We start from the raw sequence: 17,558 nt of genomic DNA, 5'->3' as shown, positions 1-17,558 counted from the left end.
CTGGCAGAACCGGTTTTCAATATACAGGTGGCGTTGTGGCGAGGGAGCTTGCTCCCTCGCCACAGCGGGCGGTGTTGTTCAGAAGACAAACCGCCCATCAAACACCGGCTCATCATCCAGCGCCAACACGCCGCCAGAGAAGATCAGGTCCAGATGATGGCTGCCCTTGGCGCCTCCGCCCAACCCCAAGTGCAAACCGCAATGGCGCTCTTCGAACCCGGCATTGCGCGCATACAACTCTTTCACACCTTCGTTGGTACCGATCCCCAACTCCTCGATGCGTCGATTGGACGGATTGGCGTCCAGGTACTTGTTGAAGTCATGTTCCAGTCCCGGCACATCGGTGGCGATTTTGCTGATGGTCGAGTTCTCGATCCACAACTCCAGTGGTGACGCGAGTACGCCGTACTTGCGGGCAAACGGAATCGTGCTGAGGAACGTCCCCATGAACTTCACTCGGCCATTAATCGACTCGCTATGGGTGGCAATCTCGCCGGGCGCCAGGTCGAAGTTGCCGACACCGTTGATGTCGGTCCACTTCTTGATACTGCTCAACGGTGTTTCGAACCACGAGCCATGCTCATCTTTGAAACTTAAAGTGGTGGCCTGGGACATGCGCTGGATCAAGTGGCTGTTCAACCCGGCAATCCGCTGCGGGGTGACACTGAACGTGTCGTAGAAGTAATCGCCGTAATCCTTGAACAGCAGCGACTTCTTCCAGTTTTCCGCCATCACGCCTTGCAGCGCGCGGACAAAGTCCGGGCCGTCGGGACGCGGGTTGGGCAGGGTGGAAGAGTCGTAGAAGAAGATGTACAGATCGCTGTCGACAATCGCCTTGGCCAGCAATGCGGTGGGTTCGAGGTCCAGACGCATCGCGCTGAAGGCGAACCTTGGACTGTTGCCGGCCTGTTCGGCGATGGCGCCGGTCAGCGCCTCGTAATCAGCGGTATGGCCGAGCAAGACCTTCGCCGGGTTGATGCCGGCAACGGCTGGGTGATGTTCGAGGTAGTAAAGGAAATGCGAGATGGCACGCTGCTTATCCATGGAGTCCTCCCTGACAAACCTGGTAAGTGGCGGGCACGACCGGCCGGATCATGCCCGCCGGGATGTCTTACAGAGGCCACATCGCCGTGCCGAACGGAACAACCGCGTCGGCTTGCATCATTTCAACGGCGGCTTCATGGGTCGGTGCTTCAAACCAATCGTCGAGTTGCAGTTCAGTGTCCAAGTCTTTGTCCAGTGCTTGCATGGTGAATCTCCTAGATGACTTTTACGGTAAGAACAGCTTCGGTAAAAACAGTGGCGCGTTTTTCATTCATTGAAGAGCGCGTCAACTTGCCGGTCGATGCGGCTCGGCAAGTCGCTGAAAACCTAGTTCACAGGTTTTTGAATTGCAAAAAAATAATTAAACAATTTTCATTTGAACTAATTATTCCATTTTAAAAAAAGTAAATTTCCTAATAAAAAACAGAAAACTAAGTCGGAAAACTCCTTAGGAAGCTTCCTATCGTCAATTTACAGTCGACGGCTCTCTGGATCTGATTTGGAAAGCATGCGTTACGCGCTGTAAATAAATCCTTACGAAAAGCGTGCTCAAACCCCATGGAATGCCGCTGTGGAAAGGGCTGTAAGGAAAACCTGCCGTCCGCCGCCACGATGGTGCTGTTCAAGGGCTCTGGCGCGCTTGTCTCAGCCTCGATTGAAAGGTGAGATGCGCCCCATGCCTGTCGTGCAGGTGCATAACAAGAAGGAGGCGCAATGAACGCCGTGACTCATCTCCATCTCTCTCCGTGGGGCGATTTTTCCGCTGCCCCCGTCGAAGACCTGCAAAGGTCTGACTCAATTTTTGCAGCCGCCCGAGACCTTCGAGGCGGACACAGGCAATCCCGGCAACCGACGCGCTGATCCAGCGGTGTCTGGCAGCAGGGGGTTAGCGGTGTACAATGCGCCGCGTTTTAACTGTGACCCTCTGCGCAACAGCGCAAACCTCAAGGCTATCCGCCTTGTTCACTCCGCCGCGTCACGAGCGTGTCGGGTTCGATTTCGTCACAGATAAAAACAAACAGGTGACGCATGACTGTCGTAAAAACGCTGAACTCCTGGTGCCTGCGCTGGGGTTTGATCGGCGCTGCTTGAAATCGCAACCTTGCAGCAACGTCTACCGAACATCATCAAACCTTGCGTGAGACCCTTTTCATGAGTGGACAAAACTCGCATTCAGGCGAGCTTAAACGCGGCCTGAAAAATCGCCATATTCAACTGATCGCCCTCGGTGGCGCGATCGGTACCGGGTTGTTCCTCGGCTCGGCCGGCGTGCTCAAATCCGCCGGCCCGTCGATGATTCTCGGCTACGCCATTTGCGGCTTCATCGCCTTCATGATCATGCGCCAGCTGGGCGAAATGATCGTCGAAGAGCCGGTGGCCGGTTCCTTCAGCCACTTCGCGCATAAATACTGGGGTGGTTTTGCCGGTTTCCTGTCGGGCTGGAACTGCTGGATTCTGTACATCCTGGTGGGCATGTCGGAGCTGACCGCGGTCGGCAAATACATCCACTACTGGGCGCCGGATATCCCGACCTGGGTCTCCGCTGCTGCGTTCTTTGTGCTGATCAACGCGATCAACCTGGCCAACGTCAAAGTCTTCGGTGAGGCCGAGTTCTGGTTCGCGATCATCAAGGTCGTGGCGATCGTCGGTATGATTGCCCTGGGCAGCTATTTGCTGGTCAGCGGTAACGGCGGCCCGCAAGCCTCGGTGACCAACCTGTGGTCCCACGGCGGTTTCTTCCCGAACGGTGTCAGCGGCCTGGTGATGGCCATGGCGATCATCATGTTCTCCTTCGGTGGCCTGGAAATGCTTGGTTTCACCGCCGCTGAAGCCGACAAACCGAAAACCGTGATCCCGAAAGCCATCAACCAGGTGATCTACCGGATCCTGATTTTCTACATCGGTGCGCTGGTGGTCCTGTTGTCGCTGACCCCTTGGGACAGCCTGCTGACGACACTGAATGCGTCTGGCGATGCCTATAGCGGCAGCCCGTTCGTGCAGGTGTTCTCGATGCTCGGCAGCAACACCGCCGCGCATATCCTCAACTTCGTGGTCCTGACCGCGGCGCTGTCGGTGTACAACAGCGGTACTTACTGCAACAGCCGCATGCTGCTGGGCATGGCCGAGCAGGGCGATGCGCCGAAAGCCTTGTCGAAGATCGACAAGCGTGGCGTGCCGGTACGTTCGATCCTGGCGTCGGCCGCTGTGACGTTGATCGCGGTGTTGTTGAACTACCTGATCCCGCAAAACGCGCTGGAACTGTTGATGTCGTTGGTGGTTGCGACCCTGGTGATTAACTGGGCGATGATCAGCTTCTCGCACTTCAAGTTCCGCCAGCACATGAACAAGACCCGGCAGACGCCGCTGTTCAAGGCCCTGTGGTACCCGTACGGCAACTACATCTGCCTGGCGTTCGTGGTGTTCATCCTCGGCGTGATGCTGCTGATCCCGGGCATCCAGGTCTCGGTGTATGCGATTCCGGTGTGGGTCGCGTTCATGTGGATCTGCTACGGCATCAAGAACAAGCGCAGCGCCCAGCAGGCGTTGCAGGTCGCGGTGAAATAACGCAACGCGCAGAAACAACAAACCCGGCCAATGTGCCGGGTTTTTTGTGGAGGATGCGAAAGCCGGGGTATTCTGGCGGTCCTGATACCGGACCTTTTTCCATGCTGGTGATTTCCAACAACGTGCATCTGCCGGATGCCGAGATCGAGTTGACGGCCATTCGCGCCCAGGGCGCCGGTGGGCAGAACGTCAACAAGGTCTCCAGTGCGGTGCACCTGCGCTTCGACATTCCGGCCTCGTCCCTGCCCGAGTTCTACAAGGAACGGCTGCTGGCGTTGCGCGACAGTCGCATCACCAGCGAAGGGGTGTTGATCATCAAGGCCCAGCAATACCGCACGCAGGAGCAGAACCGCGCCGATGCGCTGGAGCGTCTGACCGAGTTGATCCTCAGCGCTACCAAAGTGGAAAAGAAACGCCGTCCGACCAAGCCGACGCTGGGCTCGAAAAAGCGTCGGCTCGAATCCAAGACCAAGCGCGGCAGCATCAAGGCCGGGCGGGGCAAGGTCGATTTTTAGCGTGCTTCACGCTCTTCCCGATACTTGGGCGCCTGTCGGTACAAGTAAACGCTCAACATCAATCCGCTCAAGGCGGCGAGGGCGGCGAACAGGAAGATCGAGGCAAACCCGAATCCTGCAGCAATCGCACCCGCCAGCGGTCCGGTAATCCCCAGTGACAAATCGATAAACAGCGAATAGGCCCCAACTGCTGCGCCACGGCTGGAGGCCGGCACCAGATTGACCGCTTCCACGCCCAAGGCCGGGAACACCAGCGAAAAGCCGAAACCGCTCAGCGCCGCACCGGCCAGTGCCCAATGAGCATCCGGCGCCAGCCACAGCAGCAACAGCCCGAGGGTTTCCACCGAGAGGCAGGCAATCGCCACGCGAAAGCCGCCGAGGCGGTTGATCAGGTTACCGAACAGTAGTCGCGCGCCAATGAAACTGGCGCCGAACAAACTCAGGGACAGCACCGCGTTGGACCAATGCTGAGTGGCGTAATACAGGGTGATGAAGGTCGCGATGGTGCCAAAGCCGATGGAGCCCAGTGCCAGGCCGCAGCCATGAGGGAACACCCGTCCCAGCACATGCATGAACGGCAAACGTTCGCCGGCGACAATCGGCGCCGCGGTTTTCGGCCAGGCCAGCGCCACGCCCAGCACGGCCAGCAGCATGATGCTCACGCCCATGCTCCACAAACCCAATTGACTCACCAGCAGCACCCCCAGTGGTGCGCCGACCGCCAACGCGCCGTAACTGGCAATGCCGTTCCAGGAGATGACCTTGGCGGTGTTCGCCGCGCCGACCCGGCCGATGCCCCAGCCGATCGACCCGGAGCCGACCAGGCTTTCCGCGCTGCCGAGTATCAGGCGGCCAATCAACAGGCTGATCAAACTCAGTATCGGCAGGCTCTGCGTCCAGGCCGAAATCAGCATGAACACCCCGCTCAAACCACAGCCGGCGAGACCATACATCACCGCCAGTTTGCTGCCCTTGTTATCGATGATGCGCCCGGCGTAAGGGCGGCTGAGGAGGGTGGCCAGGTATTGCACGCTGATCACCAGCCCGGCGATCACCGCGCCGAAGCCGAGGTCGCTGTGGACGTAGCCCGGCAATACGGCCAGGGGAATACCGATATTGAGGTAACCGATGAAAGTGAACAGGACGATGGAAACGACTTGCAGCGTGACCGCCAGGGGGCGCTGGGTTTCAGACATGGGTAAAAGGTCCACGGGGCAGCAGGATAGATAGGCTGCTTATGATAGCGGCGTGGACGGTCGCAGGGCGTGAAAAAGTAAAACTAATTGCCGAACGGGATGAATCAGGATTTTGCGGGGGCGACCAGTTGCGTCGTGACCAGGGCGGCCAGGGCATTTTCTTCGCTGCCGAAGCGGGCCAGCAGGGCGGCTTGTTTCTCGGGGGAAAGGCGATTCCAGATCTCGATCATCTTCTCGGCGGTGCCGATCAGGACGCTGGCCTGGGCTTCAGTGAAATCATCGCTCATGGTGCGGGCTCGCGGTTCAGGCAGTGTGGAAAGCGCATGTTAGCGCTTTCCACACGGTCTGGCATTGCAGGTGTATCAGTCTTCTCTGTCGGCCTGGCGGCGTTCAGGTGCTTCTTTCGGCTCGGGCTGTTGGGCACCGGCTTGTTGCGTGGTTGTCTGCTCAGTTTCGTGCAGGCTTGGGAAGGGGAGATTAGGGATCTCGTGCATGTTTCGCGCTCCTCGCTAAGTCTGTTGATAGATCTGGTAGATCCGCGCTTTTAAAAAAGCCTGGGCAGGATACAGCAGGAAAAATGACAAATAGACTTTATATCCAATTGTTACGACGGATGGGATTGTCTAGACAGGTCAATGGGATAGGCGCAATTGATCGTTCCCACACTCTGCGTGGGAACGCAGCCCGGGACGCTCCGCGTTCCAACAGCGGACGCAGAGCGTCCAATGAGGCATTCCCACGCGGAGCGTGGGAACGATCGGTGGGAGGGGTTACTTGCAGACGTCAGCGATGGCCTCGGCCAGCAGGTCCAGGCGTGTCGCATCGATCCCCGCCACGTTCGCCCGGCCCGAGCTGACCATGTACACGCTGTGATGCTCGCGCAGTTGCTTGACCTGCTCCGGCGACAAACCGGTGTAGGAAAACATCCCGCGTTGCACGCCAATGTGCGCAAACCGCTCGCGCAAGCCGTGGGGTTCAAGCGCTTCGACCAGGCCACTGCGCAGCTGGGCGATGCGCAAACGCATGGCTTCCACTTCGTCGGCCCAGCGGCTTTTCAGCTCTGGATCGCCAAGGATGGTCGCGACGACGGCGGCGCCGTGATCCGGCGGTGTCGACCACAGGTTGCGGGCGATGTTGGCCAGTTGGCTGCGGATGTCCACCAGCTTGCCGGCGGTTTGCGCGCAGACAATCAGCGCACCGGTGCGGTCGCGGTACAGGCCGAAGTTTTTCGAGCAGGAACTGGTGATTAGCACTTCCGGCAATTCGGCGGCGAACAACCGGGTCGACCAGGCATCTTGTTCCAGGCCATCGCCGAAGCCCTGATAGGCGAAGTCGATCAGAGGCAGCAAGTCGCGACTGCGCACCACGTCCAGCACCCGGCGCCAATCGTCATGGGACAGGTCGAAACCGGTCGGGTTGTGGCAGCAGGCGTGCAGCAGCACCACATCGCCCTTCGGTGCTTGATTGAGCACTTCGAGCATCGCTTCGACATCGAGACGGTTATCGCTGCCCACGTACGGGTAGTGACTGACCTTGACCCCGGCCGTTGCGAAAATCGTTTCGTGGATCGGCCAGGTCGGGCTGCTCAGCCACACGCCACGGCCCGGCAGGCATTGGGCGATGAAGTCGGCGCTCAAGCGCAGCGCACCGGTGCCGCCCGGCGTTTGCGTGACGCCGGCCCGTTGCTCGGCGATCAGCGCCGAATCAGCACCCAGCACAAGCTCGTTGATGACTTTGCCGAACGCCGCATCGCCGTGGCCGCCGATGTAAGTCTTGGTGGCCTGGCGATCCACCAGGCGCTGCTCGGCAAGCTTCACCGCTTCAAGGATCGGCGTCAGGCCCTGGGCGTCTTTGTAGACACCCACGCCAAGGTCGAACTTGCGCGGATTGGGGTCCTGCGCATAGGCCTCCATCAGGCCGAGAATCGGGTCGCCGGGTACTCGGCCGATGGCGTCGAAATGCATTATTTGCGGCCCTCGGCGTCTTTGGCCACTTCGTCAGTGCGCGCGGCCATGATGAAGTCGTTGCGGTGCAAGCCCTTGATGGAGTGGCTCCACCAGGTCACGGTGACTTTGCCCCACTCGGTCAGCAGGCCCGGGTGGTGACCTTCGGCCTCGGAGATTTCGCCAACGGCGTTGGTGAACGCCAGCGCGTGCTTGAAGTTCTTGAACAGGAAAACTTTTTCCAACTGCATCACACCGTCGCGCACTTCGATGTTCCAGTCAGGGATCTGCTTGATCAGGATCGGCAGTTCTTCGTCGCTGACCTGAGGGGCGTCGGCGCGGCAGGCTTCGCAATGGGCTTGGTTCAATGTGGACATGATGTGTTCCTGAAATCGAGTGTTTTGAAAAACGGTCGTCAGTGGGACCACGCTAAAGCAAAGCGGCGATCCGTAACAGACTCACTTGATGCCAAAAGTCGCGGGTCACGCAGCTTTTGGCGGAAATTTCGGTGCGTGCAACCCAAGCTGCATGCCTTGTTTGACCATGCCCATGATGTCTTCGTGGGCCAGATCGAACAGGCGCTTGAGGTTCGGCAGGACAAAGTACAGCGGCTGCAGAATGTCGATGCGATACGGCGTACGCATGCATTCCAGTGGGTCGAAGGCCTGATGCTCAGGCGCATCCGACAGGGCGTAAACAGTTTCTTTCGGAGAGGACAGGATGCCGCCGCCATAGATGCGCAGGCCTTGCGGCGTGTCGACCAGGCCGAACTCGATGGTCATCCAGTACAGACGCGCCAGGTACACGCGCTCTTCCTTGGAGGCCTGTAGGCCGAGTTTGCCGTAGGTGTGGGTGAATTCGGCGAACCAGGGGTTGGTCAGCAGCGGGCAGTGGCCGAAGATCTCGTGGAAAATGTCCGGCTCTTGCAGGTAATCCAGTTCTTCGCGGGTACGAATAAAGGTCGCCACCGGAAACTGCTTGTTCGCCAGCAATTCGAAAAAGGTCTGGAAGGGAATCAGCGCGGGCACCCGGGCAACTTGCCAGCCGGTGGTTTCACCGAGGACTTTGTTGATTTCGCCGAGTTGCGGAATGCGGTCGTGGGGCAGACCGAGTTTTTCGATACCGTCCAGGTATTCCTGGCATGCACGACCCTCGATCACTTTCAGTTGGCGAGTGATCAGCGTATTCCACACCGCGTGTTCTTCAGCGGGGTAGTCGATAAAACCTTGCGCATCGGGCTCGCGAGCCACGTATTGCGTCTGCTTCATGCTGCTCTCCTGCTAGGGGAATCGTTCTTGTTGTGTGTACAGCTATGGACCTAGAAATACCCCAAGGTGTTCGGTGTTGCAGCAGGTGATCCGCGTCTTGCGTAGGAAAAATCCGCGCTCTTCGTAAAGTTTTCGTTACGTATTGTCTGCTGTGGCGCAAGTATTGATATTTACGGGTTTGAAATGGCCTACAGGTGTCACATAATCTTGACGACTAACTTGGTGCTCGCGCAGAAAATTCCTTGCGCCGGGCCTCGATCACCGCTGTTACGGGCCTTCATATGCGTATCAAAGTCCACTGCCAGAACCGCATCGGTATCTTGCGCGACATTCTCAACCTGTTGGTCGAGTACGGGATCAACGTCGCTCGCGGCGAGGTGGGTGGTGAGCATGGCAATGCGATCTATCTGCACTGTCCGAACCTGATCAACATTCAGTTCCAGGCGTTGCGGCCGAAGTTCGAGGCGATTGGTGGGGTATTCGGTGTCAAGCGTGTAGGGCTGATGCCCAGCGAGCGTCGGCACATGGAGCTCAATGCCTTGCTCGGTGCCCTGGAGTTTCCGGTTCTGTCGATCGACATGGGCGGTTCCATCGTCGCGGCCAACCGTGCGGCGGCGCAATTGCTCGGGGTGCGGGTGGATGAGGTGCCGGGGATTCCGCTGTCGCGGTACGCCGAAGACTTCGACTTGCCGGAACTGGTGCGCGCCAACAAGTCGCGGATCAACGGCTTGCGGGTGAAGGTCAAGGGTGACGTGTTTCTCGCCGACATCGCGCCGCTGCAATCGGAGCATGACGAAAGCGAGGCCATGGCCGGTGCGGTGTTGACGCTGCACCGGGCGGACCGGGTGGGCGAGCGCATCTATAACGTGCGCAAACAAGAGTTGCGCGGCTTCGACAGCATTTTCCAAAGCTCGAAAGTGATGGCGGCGGTGGTTCGCGAAGCGCGGCGCATGGCACCGCTGGATGCGCCGCTATTGATCGAAGGCGAAACCGGCACCGGCAAAGAGTTGTTGGCGCGGGCCTGTCACCTGGCGAGCCCGCGTGGGCAATCACCGCTGATGGCGCTCAACTGCGCCGGCCTGCCAGAGTCCATGGCCGAGACCGAATTGTTCGGCTACGGCCCCGGCGCCTTCGAAGGGGCGCGGGCCGAAGGCAAGCTCGGGCTCCTGGAGCTGACGGCGGGCGGTACGTTGTTTCTCGATGGCGTCGGCGAAATGAGCCCGCGCTTGCAGGTGAAATTACTGCGCTTTCTGCAGGACGGTTGCTTCCGTCGTGTCGGCAGCGATGAAGAGGTCTATCTGGATGTGCGGGTGATCTGCGCGACTCAGGTGGACTTGTCCGAGCTGTGTGCTCGCGGTGAATTTCGCCAGGACTTGTACCACCGCTTGAACGTGCTCTCGTTGCACATCCCGCCACTGCGCGAATGCCTCGACGGACTGGCGCCGCTGGTGGAGCACTTCCTCGATCAGGCCAGCCGACAGATCGGTTGCCCACTGCCGAAGCTGGCGCCGGCGGCGATGGAACGACTCAGTCACTATCACTGGCCGGGTAACGTGCGGCAATTGGAGAACGTGCTGTTTCAGGCGGTTTCCCTGTGCGAGGGCGGCACCGTCAAAGCCGAGCACATTCGTCTGCCGGACTACGGCGTGCGTCAGCCGCTTGGCGATTTCTCCCTCGAGGGTGGGCTGGACGAGATTGTCGGGCGCTTCGAGAAGGCGGTGTTGGAGCGCTTGTATTCCGAGTATCCGAGCAGTCGGCAACTAGGCAAGCGGCTGGGGGTTTCCCATACCACCATTGCCAATAAGTTGCGCGAGTATGAGGTCGGCAAAGAGCCCGGCTAAGCGGCTTTTGTGGCGAGGGAGCTTGCTCCCGCTGGGCTGCGCAGCAGCCCAAAAAATGACAACCGAATTATTGCAGGCAGATCGCGCAGGTAGGTTTTGCGGCCGCTTCGCGCCCGAGCGGGAGCAAGCGCCCTCGCCACAGGGGAACGATCAGCGTCCAGGCTGATCCTTGCCTCTTGGCGGCATGACACCGCCGGTTTTTCGTCTTCGATACATTCCCCCAATCCCCTCTAAATCCCTCAAGTCCTTTGTTTGCCGGGCCCGGCGCCGCCAGAAAAAAGTTGGTCTGCAAATTGCTTATGGCTCAGCAGTACAGCGGTGGGCGGCAAACGTCCGGCATGCAGAGGAAAGAGTGTGGACAAGTACCTTTATGTGGCAATGACCGGCGCCAGCCAGAATGCACTGGCGCAGAAGGCTCATGCCAACAACCTGGCGAACATCTCTACCAATGGTTTTCAGAAGGACCTGGAGCAGGCCCGTTCGATGCCGGTGTTTGGTGACAGCTTTCCGGCGCGTGCGTTTGCCATGAGCGAACGTCCGGCCACCGACTTCTCCCCGGGCGCCCTGGTGGAAACCGGCCGTGACCTCGATGTCGCGGTGCAAGGCAACGGCTGGATCGCCGTGCAGAGCCCCGATGGCGGTGAGAGCTACGTGCGCACCGGCAGCCTGAACGTTGATGCGCTGGGCGTGTTGCGCGCCGGCAACGGCATGCCGGTGATGGGCAATGGCGGTCTGATTGCCGTGCCGCCTGAGCAGCAGATCGAAGTCGGCGAAGATGGCACCGTCAGTATCCGTGCGATGGGCGAAGGCCCGCGTGTGATGGCCGAAGTCGACCGCATCAAACTGGTCAACCCGGACTTCAAGAACATGACCAAAGGCCTGGACGGTTCGATCCACACCAAGGACGGCAAGCCGGCGCAAGCCGATGCCGGCGTCAAACTGGTGTCTGGGTTCCTCGAGTCGAGCAACGTCAATGCCGTGGAAGAAATGACTTCGGTACTGGCGCTGGCCAAGCAGTTCGAGCTGCACATCAAGATGATGAACACCGCCAAAGACGATGACCAGGCCATGGCTCGGGTCTTGCAGATCAGCTAATTATCAGAACGTCGCGCCGTAAAACAGGCGCACGAGGAGAAACGAATGCTTCCGGCTCTATGGGTTGCCAAAACAGGTCTGTCCGCCCAGGACACCAACCTCACCACCATTTCCAACAACCTGGCGAACGTATCGACCACGGGTTTCAAACGTGACCGCGCCGAGTTCCAGGACTTGCTGTATCAGATCAAGCGCCAGCCAGGCGCCCAGTCGACCCAGGACAGCGAACTGCCGTCGGGTCTGCAAGTGGGTACCGGTGTGCGCATCGTCGGCACCCAGAAAAACTTCACCGCCGGCAGCCTGCAAACCACCGAGCAGCCATTGGACATGGCCATCGACGGCCGCGGTTTCTTCCAGATCCTGCAGCCCGATGGCACCACGTCCTACACCCGTGACGGTACCTTTCACCTGGATTCCAACGGTCAGATCGTCAACGCCAGCGGCTTTGCCCTGGAGCCGGCCATTGTCATTCCGAACAACGCCCAGACGTTCACCGTTGGTCGTGACGGCACCGTGTCCATCACCGTTGCCGGCAACCCCGCCTCCCAAGTGATCGGCAACCTGCAAACCGCCGACTTCATCAACCCGGCCGGTCTGCAAGCGGTGGGTAACAACCTGTTCCTGGAAACCGCTGCCAGTGGCGCGCCGCAAGTCGGCACCCCGGGCCTGGCCGGTTTCGGCACCACGCTGCAGAACACCCTGGAAACGTCCAACGTCAGCACCGTTGAAGAAATGGTCAACATGATCACCACTCAGCGCGCCTACGAGATGAACTCCAAAGTGATCTCCACCGCCGACCAGATGCTCTCGTTCGTAACGCAGAATCTGTAATCAAGTCTATGAGGCGGCCATGAGGTCGCCTGCAACACCGTGAGGTAGGGTCATGAATCGCTTCGTATCTGTTCTGGCACTGAGTGGGGTCGCCGCGCTGGCGGGGTGCGTCGGTCCGACGCCAAAGCCCAATGACCCTTACTACGCCCCGGTGTTGCCGCGCACGCCGCTGCCGGCTGCCGCCAATAACGGCTCGATCTACCAGGCCGGTTTCGAACAGAACCTGTACAGCGACCGCAAGGCATTCCGGGTCGGTGACATCATCACCATCACCCTGAACGAGCGCACCCAGGCGAGCAAGAACGCCAATTCCCAGGTCGACAAGACCAGCAAGACCAGCATTGGTCTTTCCTCATTGTTCGGCACTAAGCCCAGCGTAAATAACCCGCTCGACAGCGGCGACCTGAGTCTGGATGCCAGCTACAGCGGCGACCGCGCGACCAAGGGTGACAGCAAGGCCGGGCAGGGCAACAGCCTCACCGGCTCGATCACCGTGACCGTCGCCGACGTGTTGCCCAACGGTATCATCGCCGTACGCGGCGAGAAGTGGATGACCCTCAATACCGGTGATGAACTGGTGCGGATTGCAGGGCTTGTTCGCGCCGATGACATCGCGACTGACAACACCGTTTCGTCGACCCGTATCGCCGATGCGCGCATCACCTATTCGGGCACCGGTTCGTTTGCCGATGCGAGTCAGCCAGGCTGGTTCGACCGTTTCTTCCTCAGCCCGCTGTTCCCTTTCTAGGTGGCTACGTTGAATCTTAAACACCTTATGGTGGGCGTCCTGTTGCTGATGGCGGCCTTCGATGCTCAAGCCGAGCGGCTGAAGGACATCGCCAGTATTTCCGGCGTGCGTTCCAACCAATTGATCGGCTACGGCCTGGTGGTCGGGCTTAACGGTACCGGCGACCAGACGACGCAAACCCCGTTCACCCTGCAGACCTTCAACAACATGCTCTCGCAGTTCGGCATCAAGGTGCCGCCGGGTTCGGGCAACGTGCAGTTGAAGAACGTCGCGGCGGTGTCGATCAGCGCCGATTTGCCAGCGTTCGCCAAGCCGGGTCAGCAGATAGACATCACCGTAGCGTCCATCGGTAACTCCAAGAGCCTGCGCGGCGGCACCTTGCTGTTGACGCCGCTCAAAGGTATCGATGGCAACGTCTATGCCGTGGCTCAGGGCAACCTGGTGGTCGGCGGCTTCGATGCCGAAGGTCGTGACGGTTCCAAGATCACCGTCAACGTTCCGTCGGCCGGTCGCATCCCCGGCGGTGCGTCGGTCGAGCGGGCAGTGCCGAGCGGCTTCAATCAGGGCAACAGCCTGACCCTGAACCTCAACCGTTCGGACTTCACCACGGCCAAGCGCATCGTCGACAAGATCAACGACATGCTTGGCCCTGGCGTCGCTCAGGCCATTGACGGTGGCTCGATCCGCGTGACCGCGCCACTCGATCCGAGCCAGCGGGTCGACTATTTGTCGATCCTCGAAAACCTCGAAGTCGATCCGGGTCAGGCGGTGGCGAAAGTCATCATCAACTCGCGCACCGGCACCATCGTGATCGGCCAGAACGTCAAGGTTTCCCCGGCCGCCGTGACCCACGGCAGCCTGACCGTGACCATCACTGAAGACCCGATCGTCAGCCAGCCCGGCCCTCTGTCCAACGGGCAGACGGCGGTCGTGCCGCGTTCGCGGGTCAACGCTCAGCAAGAAGCCAAGCCGATGTTCAAGTTCGGCCCGGGCACCACCCTCGACGAGATCGTTCGTGCGGTGAACCAGGTCGGCGCAGCACCGGGTGACTTGATGGCGATCCTCGAAGCGTTGAAACAGGCCGGCGCGTTGCAAGCCGACCTGATCGTGATCTGAGGACGGCGATCATGGATATGCGCAAAAGCGGTCTGGTCAGCAGCAGCGATTCGGGTTCCTACTCGGACCTGAATCGTTTGAATCAGCTCAAGGTCGGCGACAAGAACAGCGATGCGAACATGCGCAAAGTGGCGCAGGAATTCGAGTCGCTGTTCCTCGGCGAAATGCTCAAGTCCATGCGCTCGGCCACCGAAGCGCTGGGCAAGGATAATCCGCTCAACACGCCGGCAGCCAAGCAATACCAGGAAATGTACGACCAGCAGTTGGCCGTTTCCCTGTCTCGCGAAGGCGGCGGTATCGGCCTGGCTGACGTGTTGATGCGCCAGATGTCGAAGAACAAACCGTTGGCGCCGGGTGAGGCTGCGGCAGCATCTGCCGCCAAGCAAGCCGCCGCGAAGGCCGCCGTGGAAACACCGATTGCCGCCGGTACGGTCGCCACCAATGGGCCGCTGTCGCGCCTCAATGGCGAGCGCCCGTTGTGGGCTTCACGCGCGGTGAGGGCGCCGGCAGGTGCGGGCGAGGGCGCACACCGCAACGACATGGCGCTGATCAATCAGCGGCGTCTGGCGCTGCCACCGAAACTGGCCGACCGTTTGCTCGCCGGGCTGGTGCCATCGGCATCGACCACGGCAACGACCGCCTCCGCAACGCAAAACAAAATCCAGGTGCCGCCGAGCACCGCGACCGGTTCCGGCCCGCTGTACAACGGCGATTGGCTGGCTTCGCAAACGGATACGACCTCCAGCGGGCGCCTGCAGATTTATGGTCGTGCCATGGCTCAAATCCCCCTGGCACCGGCGAAGAAAGCCTTCAGCTCCGCCGACGAATTCGTCAACACCATGCTGCCAATGGCCAAAGAAGCCGCCGACCGTATCGGTGTCGATCCGCGTTACCTGGTGGCTCAGGCCGCCCTGGAAACCGGTTGGGGCAAATCGGTCATGCGCGCCCAGGATGGCAGCAGTAGCCACAACCTGTTCGGGATCAAGGCCAGTGGTAACTGGAAGGGTGATTCGGCGCGGGCGATCACCAGCGAATTCAGAAATGGCCAGATGGTCAAGGAGACGGCTGAGTTCCGTTCCTACGCCTCTTACAAGGACAGTTTCCATGACCTTGTGACGCTGCTGCAAAGCAACAATCGCTATCAAGATGTGCTGAAGTCGGCCGATAACCCAGAACAGTTTGTACGCGAGTTGCAAAAAGCCGGGTATGCAACCGACCCGGATTACGCAAGCAAGATTTCGCAGATAGCCAAGCAGATGACGAGTTACCAAAACTACGCTGCAGCGGGCGCTTCCACTACGCCTTTATAGGCACAAGGCATAAGGTTTGAATCATGAGTTTGCTCAACATCGGGATGTCGGGTTTATCCGCTGGCCAAAGCGCGTTGATGGTGACCGGTAACAACATTGCCAACGCCGACACCGCAGGCTACTCGCGTCAGCAAACCGTGCAGGGCAGCAAGGCCTCGAATCAGTTCGGCAATGTCTACATCGGCACGGGTACGACCCTGGCCGATGTGCGTCGGGTGTACAACAGCTACCTCGATGCGCAACTGCAAACCACCACCTCGCTCAACAGCGACTCGGCTGCCTATGCCGGGCAGATCAGCCCGCTCGATAAGTTGCTGTCAGACAGCGGCACCGGCCTCAACGGCGCCCTGACCAAGTTCTTCGCCTCGGTACAGAACGTCAACGCCAAACCGGGCGACGATGCTTCCCGCCAACTGCTGCTCAGCGATGCGCAAGCGGTGAGCAACCGTTTCAACTCGATCTCCAGCCAGTTGACCGCGCAGAACGCGGACATCAACGGCAACCTGGCGGACATGGCCGATCAGGTCAACAAACTGGCGGCCACCGTGGCCCAGTTGAACCAGAAGATCTCCGAAGTTTCCAACGCCGGCGGCCAGCCCAACGACTTGCTCGACGCGCGCAACGAGACCGTGCGCCAGTTGTCCACCTTCACCGGTGCGCAGGTGATCGAGCGTGACGGCAACCTCGACATTTACCTGGGCAGCGGTCAACCGCTGGTCATGGGCAGCACTGCCAGCAAGCTGGAAGTGGTGCCGAGCAAAGACGATCCGTCGCGTTCGGCCATTCAGCTCAATCGCGGTTCGAGCACCATCGATATCACCTCGGTGATGACCGGTGGCGAGATGGGCGGCTTGCTGCGTTATCGCAGCACCGTGCTGGACCCGGCCATGAATGAACTGGGGCGTGTGGCGCTGGTCGTCGCCGATCAGATGAACACCGTCCAGGCCCAGGGCATCGACAAGAACGGTGATTTTGGTTCGAACCTGTTCAACAGCATCAACACCGCCGCGCAAATGGCCCAACGCAGCGTTGCCACGGTCGGCAACAGCGCCGGCTCCGGCAACTTCGATGTGAGCATCGAGGACAGCGGCAAGCTGACCATTAACGATTACAAGGTCACCTTCACCAGCGCCACCAACTACACCGTGCAGCGTCTGCCTGAAGGCACCGCCATGGGCGCGTTCAGCACGCTGACCACGCCACCGCCGGTGATCGATGGTTTCTCCATGACACTTTCCGGTGGCACCGCAGCCGCCGGCGACACGTTCAAGATCACCCCGACCCGCAACGCGGCGACCAACATCAAGACCGAGATGACCGACTCCAAGCGTCTGGCCATCGCGGCACCGTTGGGCGCGGCGATTGCTGCGGGCGGCAGCGGCACACTGACGATTCCGGCCAGCGGTCAACCGACCCTGACCACCAAGTTCGATATCTACGACACGGCGACCACCACCACGCTCCAGAACGGCCTGAAGACTTCGACGCCGGTCAAGATCGTATTTGGTGCGGCCGGTGGTACGACTCAGACTTACCAAATGCTCGATGCCCAAGGCAACGCGCTCAGCAGCGGCACCATCGTGCCGGGCCAGAACAATACGCTGAGCCTGACCATTCCGCTGGTCGACGGCACCGGCGCCGCGATCAATGATCCGGGACCGCCCATCGTGCAGCGCACTGTGTCGTTTGACATGACCGTGGCCGGTTCGCCAGGTAACGGCACTGCGATCAACGTATCGCTCAGCCAGCCGGGTTCGCTGGATAACCGTAACGGCACCACGCTGGCTGCCTTGCAGACCAAGCAGACCGTGGACACCGGTTCGGCCAGCAACGGTATTTCCCTGAACGATGCCTACGGCAAGCTGGTCTCGGGCGTCGGCGCCAAGGCCGCTCAAGGCAAACTCGACAGTGCCGCGACCACCGCCATCCTGGCCAACGCCAAGGGCGCTCGCGACTCGTTGTCCGGTGTCGACCTCGATGAGGAAACCGGCAACCTGGTCAAGTATCAGCAGTACTACACCGCGTCTTCGCAGATCATCAAGGCTGCGCAGGAAATCTTCAGCACACTGATCAACAGTCTTTAAGG

Annotated in this window: 17 protein-coding genes; 9 read left to right on the top strand and 8 right to left on the bottom strand. The window is 59.9% G+C overall.

Features of this window, described 5'->3' with window-relative positions; genetic code table 11:
- Window positions 1–78: 78 nt before the first annotated feature.
- Both PGR6_RS21115 and PGR6_RS30260 read right to left on the bottom strand, forming a co-directional pair.
- On the bottom strand, window positions 79–1,044 hold the full coding sequence (locus tag PGR6_RS21115; RefSeq protein ID WP_064619565.1) for a hypothetical protein: 966 nt from the start codon (window positions 1,042–1,044) through the stop codon (window positions 79–81).
- Between the two features lie 67 nt (window positions 1,045–1,111).
- Complete coding sequence (locus tag PGR6_RS30260) at window positions 1,112–1,249, bottom strand: hypothetical protein (RefSeq protein WP_007938535.1); 138 nt, start codon at window positions 1,247–1,249, stop codon at window positions 1,112–1,114.
- A 947-nt stretch (window positions 1,250–2,196) separates the two neighbouring features.
- Here PGR6_RS30260 and PGR6_RS21110 point away from each other — a divergent pair.
- Both PGR6_RS21110 and arfB read left to right on the top strand, forming a co-directional pair.
- Window positions 2,197–3,609, top strand: a complete 1,413-nt coding sequence (locus PGR6_RS21110) for an amino acid permease (RefSeq protein ID WP_064619561.1) — start codon at window positions 2,197–2,199, stop codon at window positions 3,607–3,609.
- 101 nt (window positions 3,610–3,710) lie between these two features.
- Window positions 3,711–4,124, top strand: coding sequence for an alternative ribosome rescue aminoacyl-tRNA hydrolase ArfB (gene arfB, locus PGR6_RS21105; protein ID WP_007938537.1), 414 nt, complete (start codon window positions 3,711–3,713; stop codon window positions 4,122–4,124).
- Here the strand turns inward: arfB and PGR6_RS21100 are convergent.
- The 6 genes from PGR6_RS21100 to phhA form a co-directional block, all read right to left on the bottom strand.
- A complete protein-coding gene (locus PGR6_RS21100; RefSeq protein WP_019648074.1) occupies window positions 4,121–5,320 on the bottom strand; it encodes an MFS transporter in 1,200 nt (399 codons plus the stop codon). The genes arfB and PGR6_RS21100 overlap by 4 nt on opposite strands.
- Window positions 5,321–5,424: 104 nt before the next feature.
- A complete protein-coding gene (locus tag PGR6_RS21095; RefSeq protein ID WP_007938541.1) occupies window positions 5,425–5,607 on the bottom strand; it encodes a hypothetical protein in 183 nt (60 codons plus the stop codon).
- Between the two features lie 75 nt (window positions 5,608–5,682).
- A complete protein-coding gene (locus PGR6_RS30555) occupies window positions 5,683–5,814 on the bottom strand; it encodes a hypothetical protein (protein ID WP_007938543.1) in 132 nt (43 codons plus the stop codon).
- A 276-nt stretch (window positions 5,815–6,090) separates the two neighbouring features.
- Window positions 6,091–7,284, bottom strand: coding sequence for an amino acid aminotransferase (locus tag PGR6_RS21090; protein ID WP_018929943.1), 1,194 nt, complete (start codon window positions 7,282–7,284; stop codon window positions 6,091–6,093).
- Window positions 7,284–7,640 carry a 4a-hydroxytetrahydrobiopterin dehydratase gene (locus PGR6_RS21085; protein ID WP_018929944.1) on the bottom strand — a complete coding sequence of 119 codons (357 nt, stop codon included), beginning with the start codon at window positions 7,638–7,640 and terminating at the stop codon, window positions 7,284–7,286. Before PGR6_RS21085 ends, PGR6_RS21090 begins: the two co-directional genes overlap by 1 nt.
- 105 nt (window positions 7,641–7,745) lie before the next feature.
- Window positions 7,746–8,531 carry a phenylalanine 4-monooxygenase gene (gene phhA, locus PGR6_RS21080; protein WP_064619558.1) on the bottom strand — a complete coding sequence of 262 codons (786 nt, stop codon included), beginning with the start codon at window positions 8,529–8,531 and terminating at the stop codon, window positions 7,746–7,748.
- A 281-nt stretch (window positions 8,532–8,812) separates the two neighbouring features.
- On the opposite strand from phhA, the gene PGR6_RS21075 reads away from it, so the two are divergent.
- The 7 genes from PGR6_RS21075 to flgK all read left to right on the top strand — a co-directional run bounded on the left by PGR6_RS21075 (window position 8,813) and on the right by flgK (window position 17,556).
- On the top strand, window positions 8,813–10,372 hold the full coding sequence (locus tag PGR6_RS21075; protein WP_007938551.1) for a sigma-54-dependent phenylalanine hydroxylase transcriptional regulator PhhR: 1,560 nt from the start codon (window positions 8,813–8,815) through the stop codon (window positions 10,370–10,372).
- Between the two features lie 354 nt (window positions 10,373–10,726).
- Complete coding sequence (locus PGR6_RS21070) at window positions 10,727–11,467, top strand: flagellar basal body rod protein FlgF (RefSeq protein ID WP_064619555.1); 741 nt, start codon at window positions 10,727–10,729, stop codon at window positions 11,465–11,467.
- A gap of 45 nt (window positions 11,468–11,512) precedes the next feature.
- Window positions 11,513–12,298 carry a flagellar basal-body rod protein FlgG gene (flgG, locus tag PGR6_RS21065; RefSeq protein ID WP_018929947.1) on the top strand — a complete coding sequence of 262 codons (786 nt, stop codon included), beginning with the start codon at window positions 11,513–11,515 and terminating at the stop codon, window positions 12,296–12,298.
- A 52-nt stretch (window positions 12,299–12,350) separates the two neighbouring features.
- A complete protein-coding gene (flgH, locus tag PGR6_RS21060) occupies window positions 12,351–13,046 on the top strand; it encodes a flagellar basal body L-ring protein FlgH (protein ID WP_064619552.1) in 696 nt (231 codons plus the stop codon).
- A gap of 27 nt (window positions 13,047–13,073) precedes the next feature.
- Window positions 13,074–14,162 (top strand): flagellar basal body P-ring protein FlgI, encoded by a 1,089-nt coding sequence (locus PGR6_RS21055; RefSeq protein WP_064619550.1) that lies wholly within the window; start codon window positions 13,074–13,076, stop codon window positions 14,160–14,162.
- 11 nt (window positions 14,163–14,173) lie between these two features.
- Window positions 14,174–15,472, top strand: a complete 1,299-nt coding sequence (gene flgJ, locus PGR6_RS21050; protein ID WP_018929949.1) for a flagellar assembly peptidoglycan hydrolase FlgJ — start codon at window positions 14,174–14,176, stop codon at window positions 15,470–15,472.
- Between the two features lie 23 nt (window positions 15,473–15,495).
- Window positions 15,496–17,556 (top strand): flagellar hook-associated protein FlgK, encoded by a 2,061-nt coding sequence (flgK, locus tag PGR6_RS21045; protein ID WP_064619547.1) that lies wholly within the window; start codon window positions 15,496–15,498, stop codon window positions 17,554–17,556.
- Window positions 17,557–17,558: the final 2 nt, after the last annotated feature.

This window comes from Pseudomonas sp. GR 6-02, assembly GCF_001655615.1.
In the GTDB taxonomy this organism is placed as follows: domain Bacteria; phylum Pseudomonadota; class Gammaproteobacteria; order Pseudomonadales; family Pseudomonadaceae; genus Aquipseudomonas.
The sequence above is the reverse complement of the archived record's forward strand: the minus strand, read 5'-3'. Positions and strand labels throughout refer to the sequence as shown.

Bases quoted from the DNA above. Each gene is read 5' to 3' on its own strand.
- PGR6_RS21115 (WP_064619565.1), bottom strand. From the start codon at position 1,044: ATGGATAAGCAGCGTGCCATCTCGCATTTCCTTTACTACCTCGAACAT.
- PGR6_RS30260 (WP_007938535.1), bottom strand. From the start codon at position 1,249: ATGCAAGCACTGGACAAAGACTTGGACACTGAACTGCAACTCGACGAT.
- PGR6_RS21110 (WP_064619561.1), top strand. From the start codon at position 2,197: ATGAGTGGACAAAACTCGCATTCAGGCGAGCTTAAACGCGGCCTGAAA.
- arfB (WP_007938537.1), top strand. From the start codon at position 3,711: ATGCTGGTGATTTCCAACAACGTGCATCTGCCGGATGCCGAGATCGAG.
- PGR6_RS21100 (WP_019648074.1), bottom strand. From the start codon at position 5,320: ATGTCTGAAACCCAGCGCCCCCTGGCGGTCACGCTGCAAGTCGTTTCC.
- PGR6_RS21095 (WP_007938541.1), bottom strand. From the start codon at position 5,607: ATGAGCGATGATTTCACTGAAGCCCAGGCCAGCGTCCTGATCGGCACC.
- PGR6_RS30555 (WP_007938543.1), bottom strand. From the start codon at position 5,814: ATGCACGAGATCCCTAATCTCCCCTTCCCAAGCCTGCACGAAACTGAG.
- PGR6_RS21090 (WP_018929943.1), bottom strand. From the start codon at position 7,284: ATGCATTTCGACGCCATCGGCCGAGTACCCGGCGACCCGATTCTCGGC.
- PGR6_RS21085 (WP_018929944.1), bottom strand. From the start codon at position 7,640: ATGTCCACATTGAACCAAGCCCATTGCGAAGCCTGCCGCGCCGACGCC.
- phhA (WP_064619558.1), bottom strand. From the start codon at position 8,531: ATGAAGCAGACGCAATACGTGGCTCGCGAGCCCGATGCGCAAGGTTTT.
- PGR6_RS21075 (WP_007938551.1), top strand. From the start codon at position 8,813: ATGCGTATCAAAGTCCACTGCCAGAACCGCATCGGTATCTTGCGCGAC.
- flgG (WP_018929947.1), top strand. From the start codon at position 11,513: ATGCTTCCGGCTCTATGGGTTGCCAAAACAGGTCTGTCCGCCCAGGAC.
- flgH (WP_064619552.1), top strand. From the start codon at position 12,351: ATGAATCGCTTCGTATCTGTTCTGGCACTGAGTGGGGTCGCCGCGCTG.
- PGR6_RS21055 (WP_064619550.1), top strand. From the start codon at position 13,074: ATGGTGGGCGTCCTGTTGCTGATGGCGGCCTTCGATGCTCAAGCCGAG.
- flgJ (WP_018929949.1), top strand. From the start codon at position 14,174: ATGGATATGCGCAAAAGCGGTCTGGTCAGCAGCAGCGATTCGGGTTCC.
- flgK (WP_064619547.1), top strand. From the start codon at position 15,496: ATGAGTTTGCTCAACATCGGGATGTCGGGTTTATCCGCTGGCCAAAGC.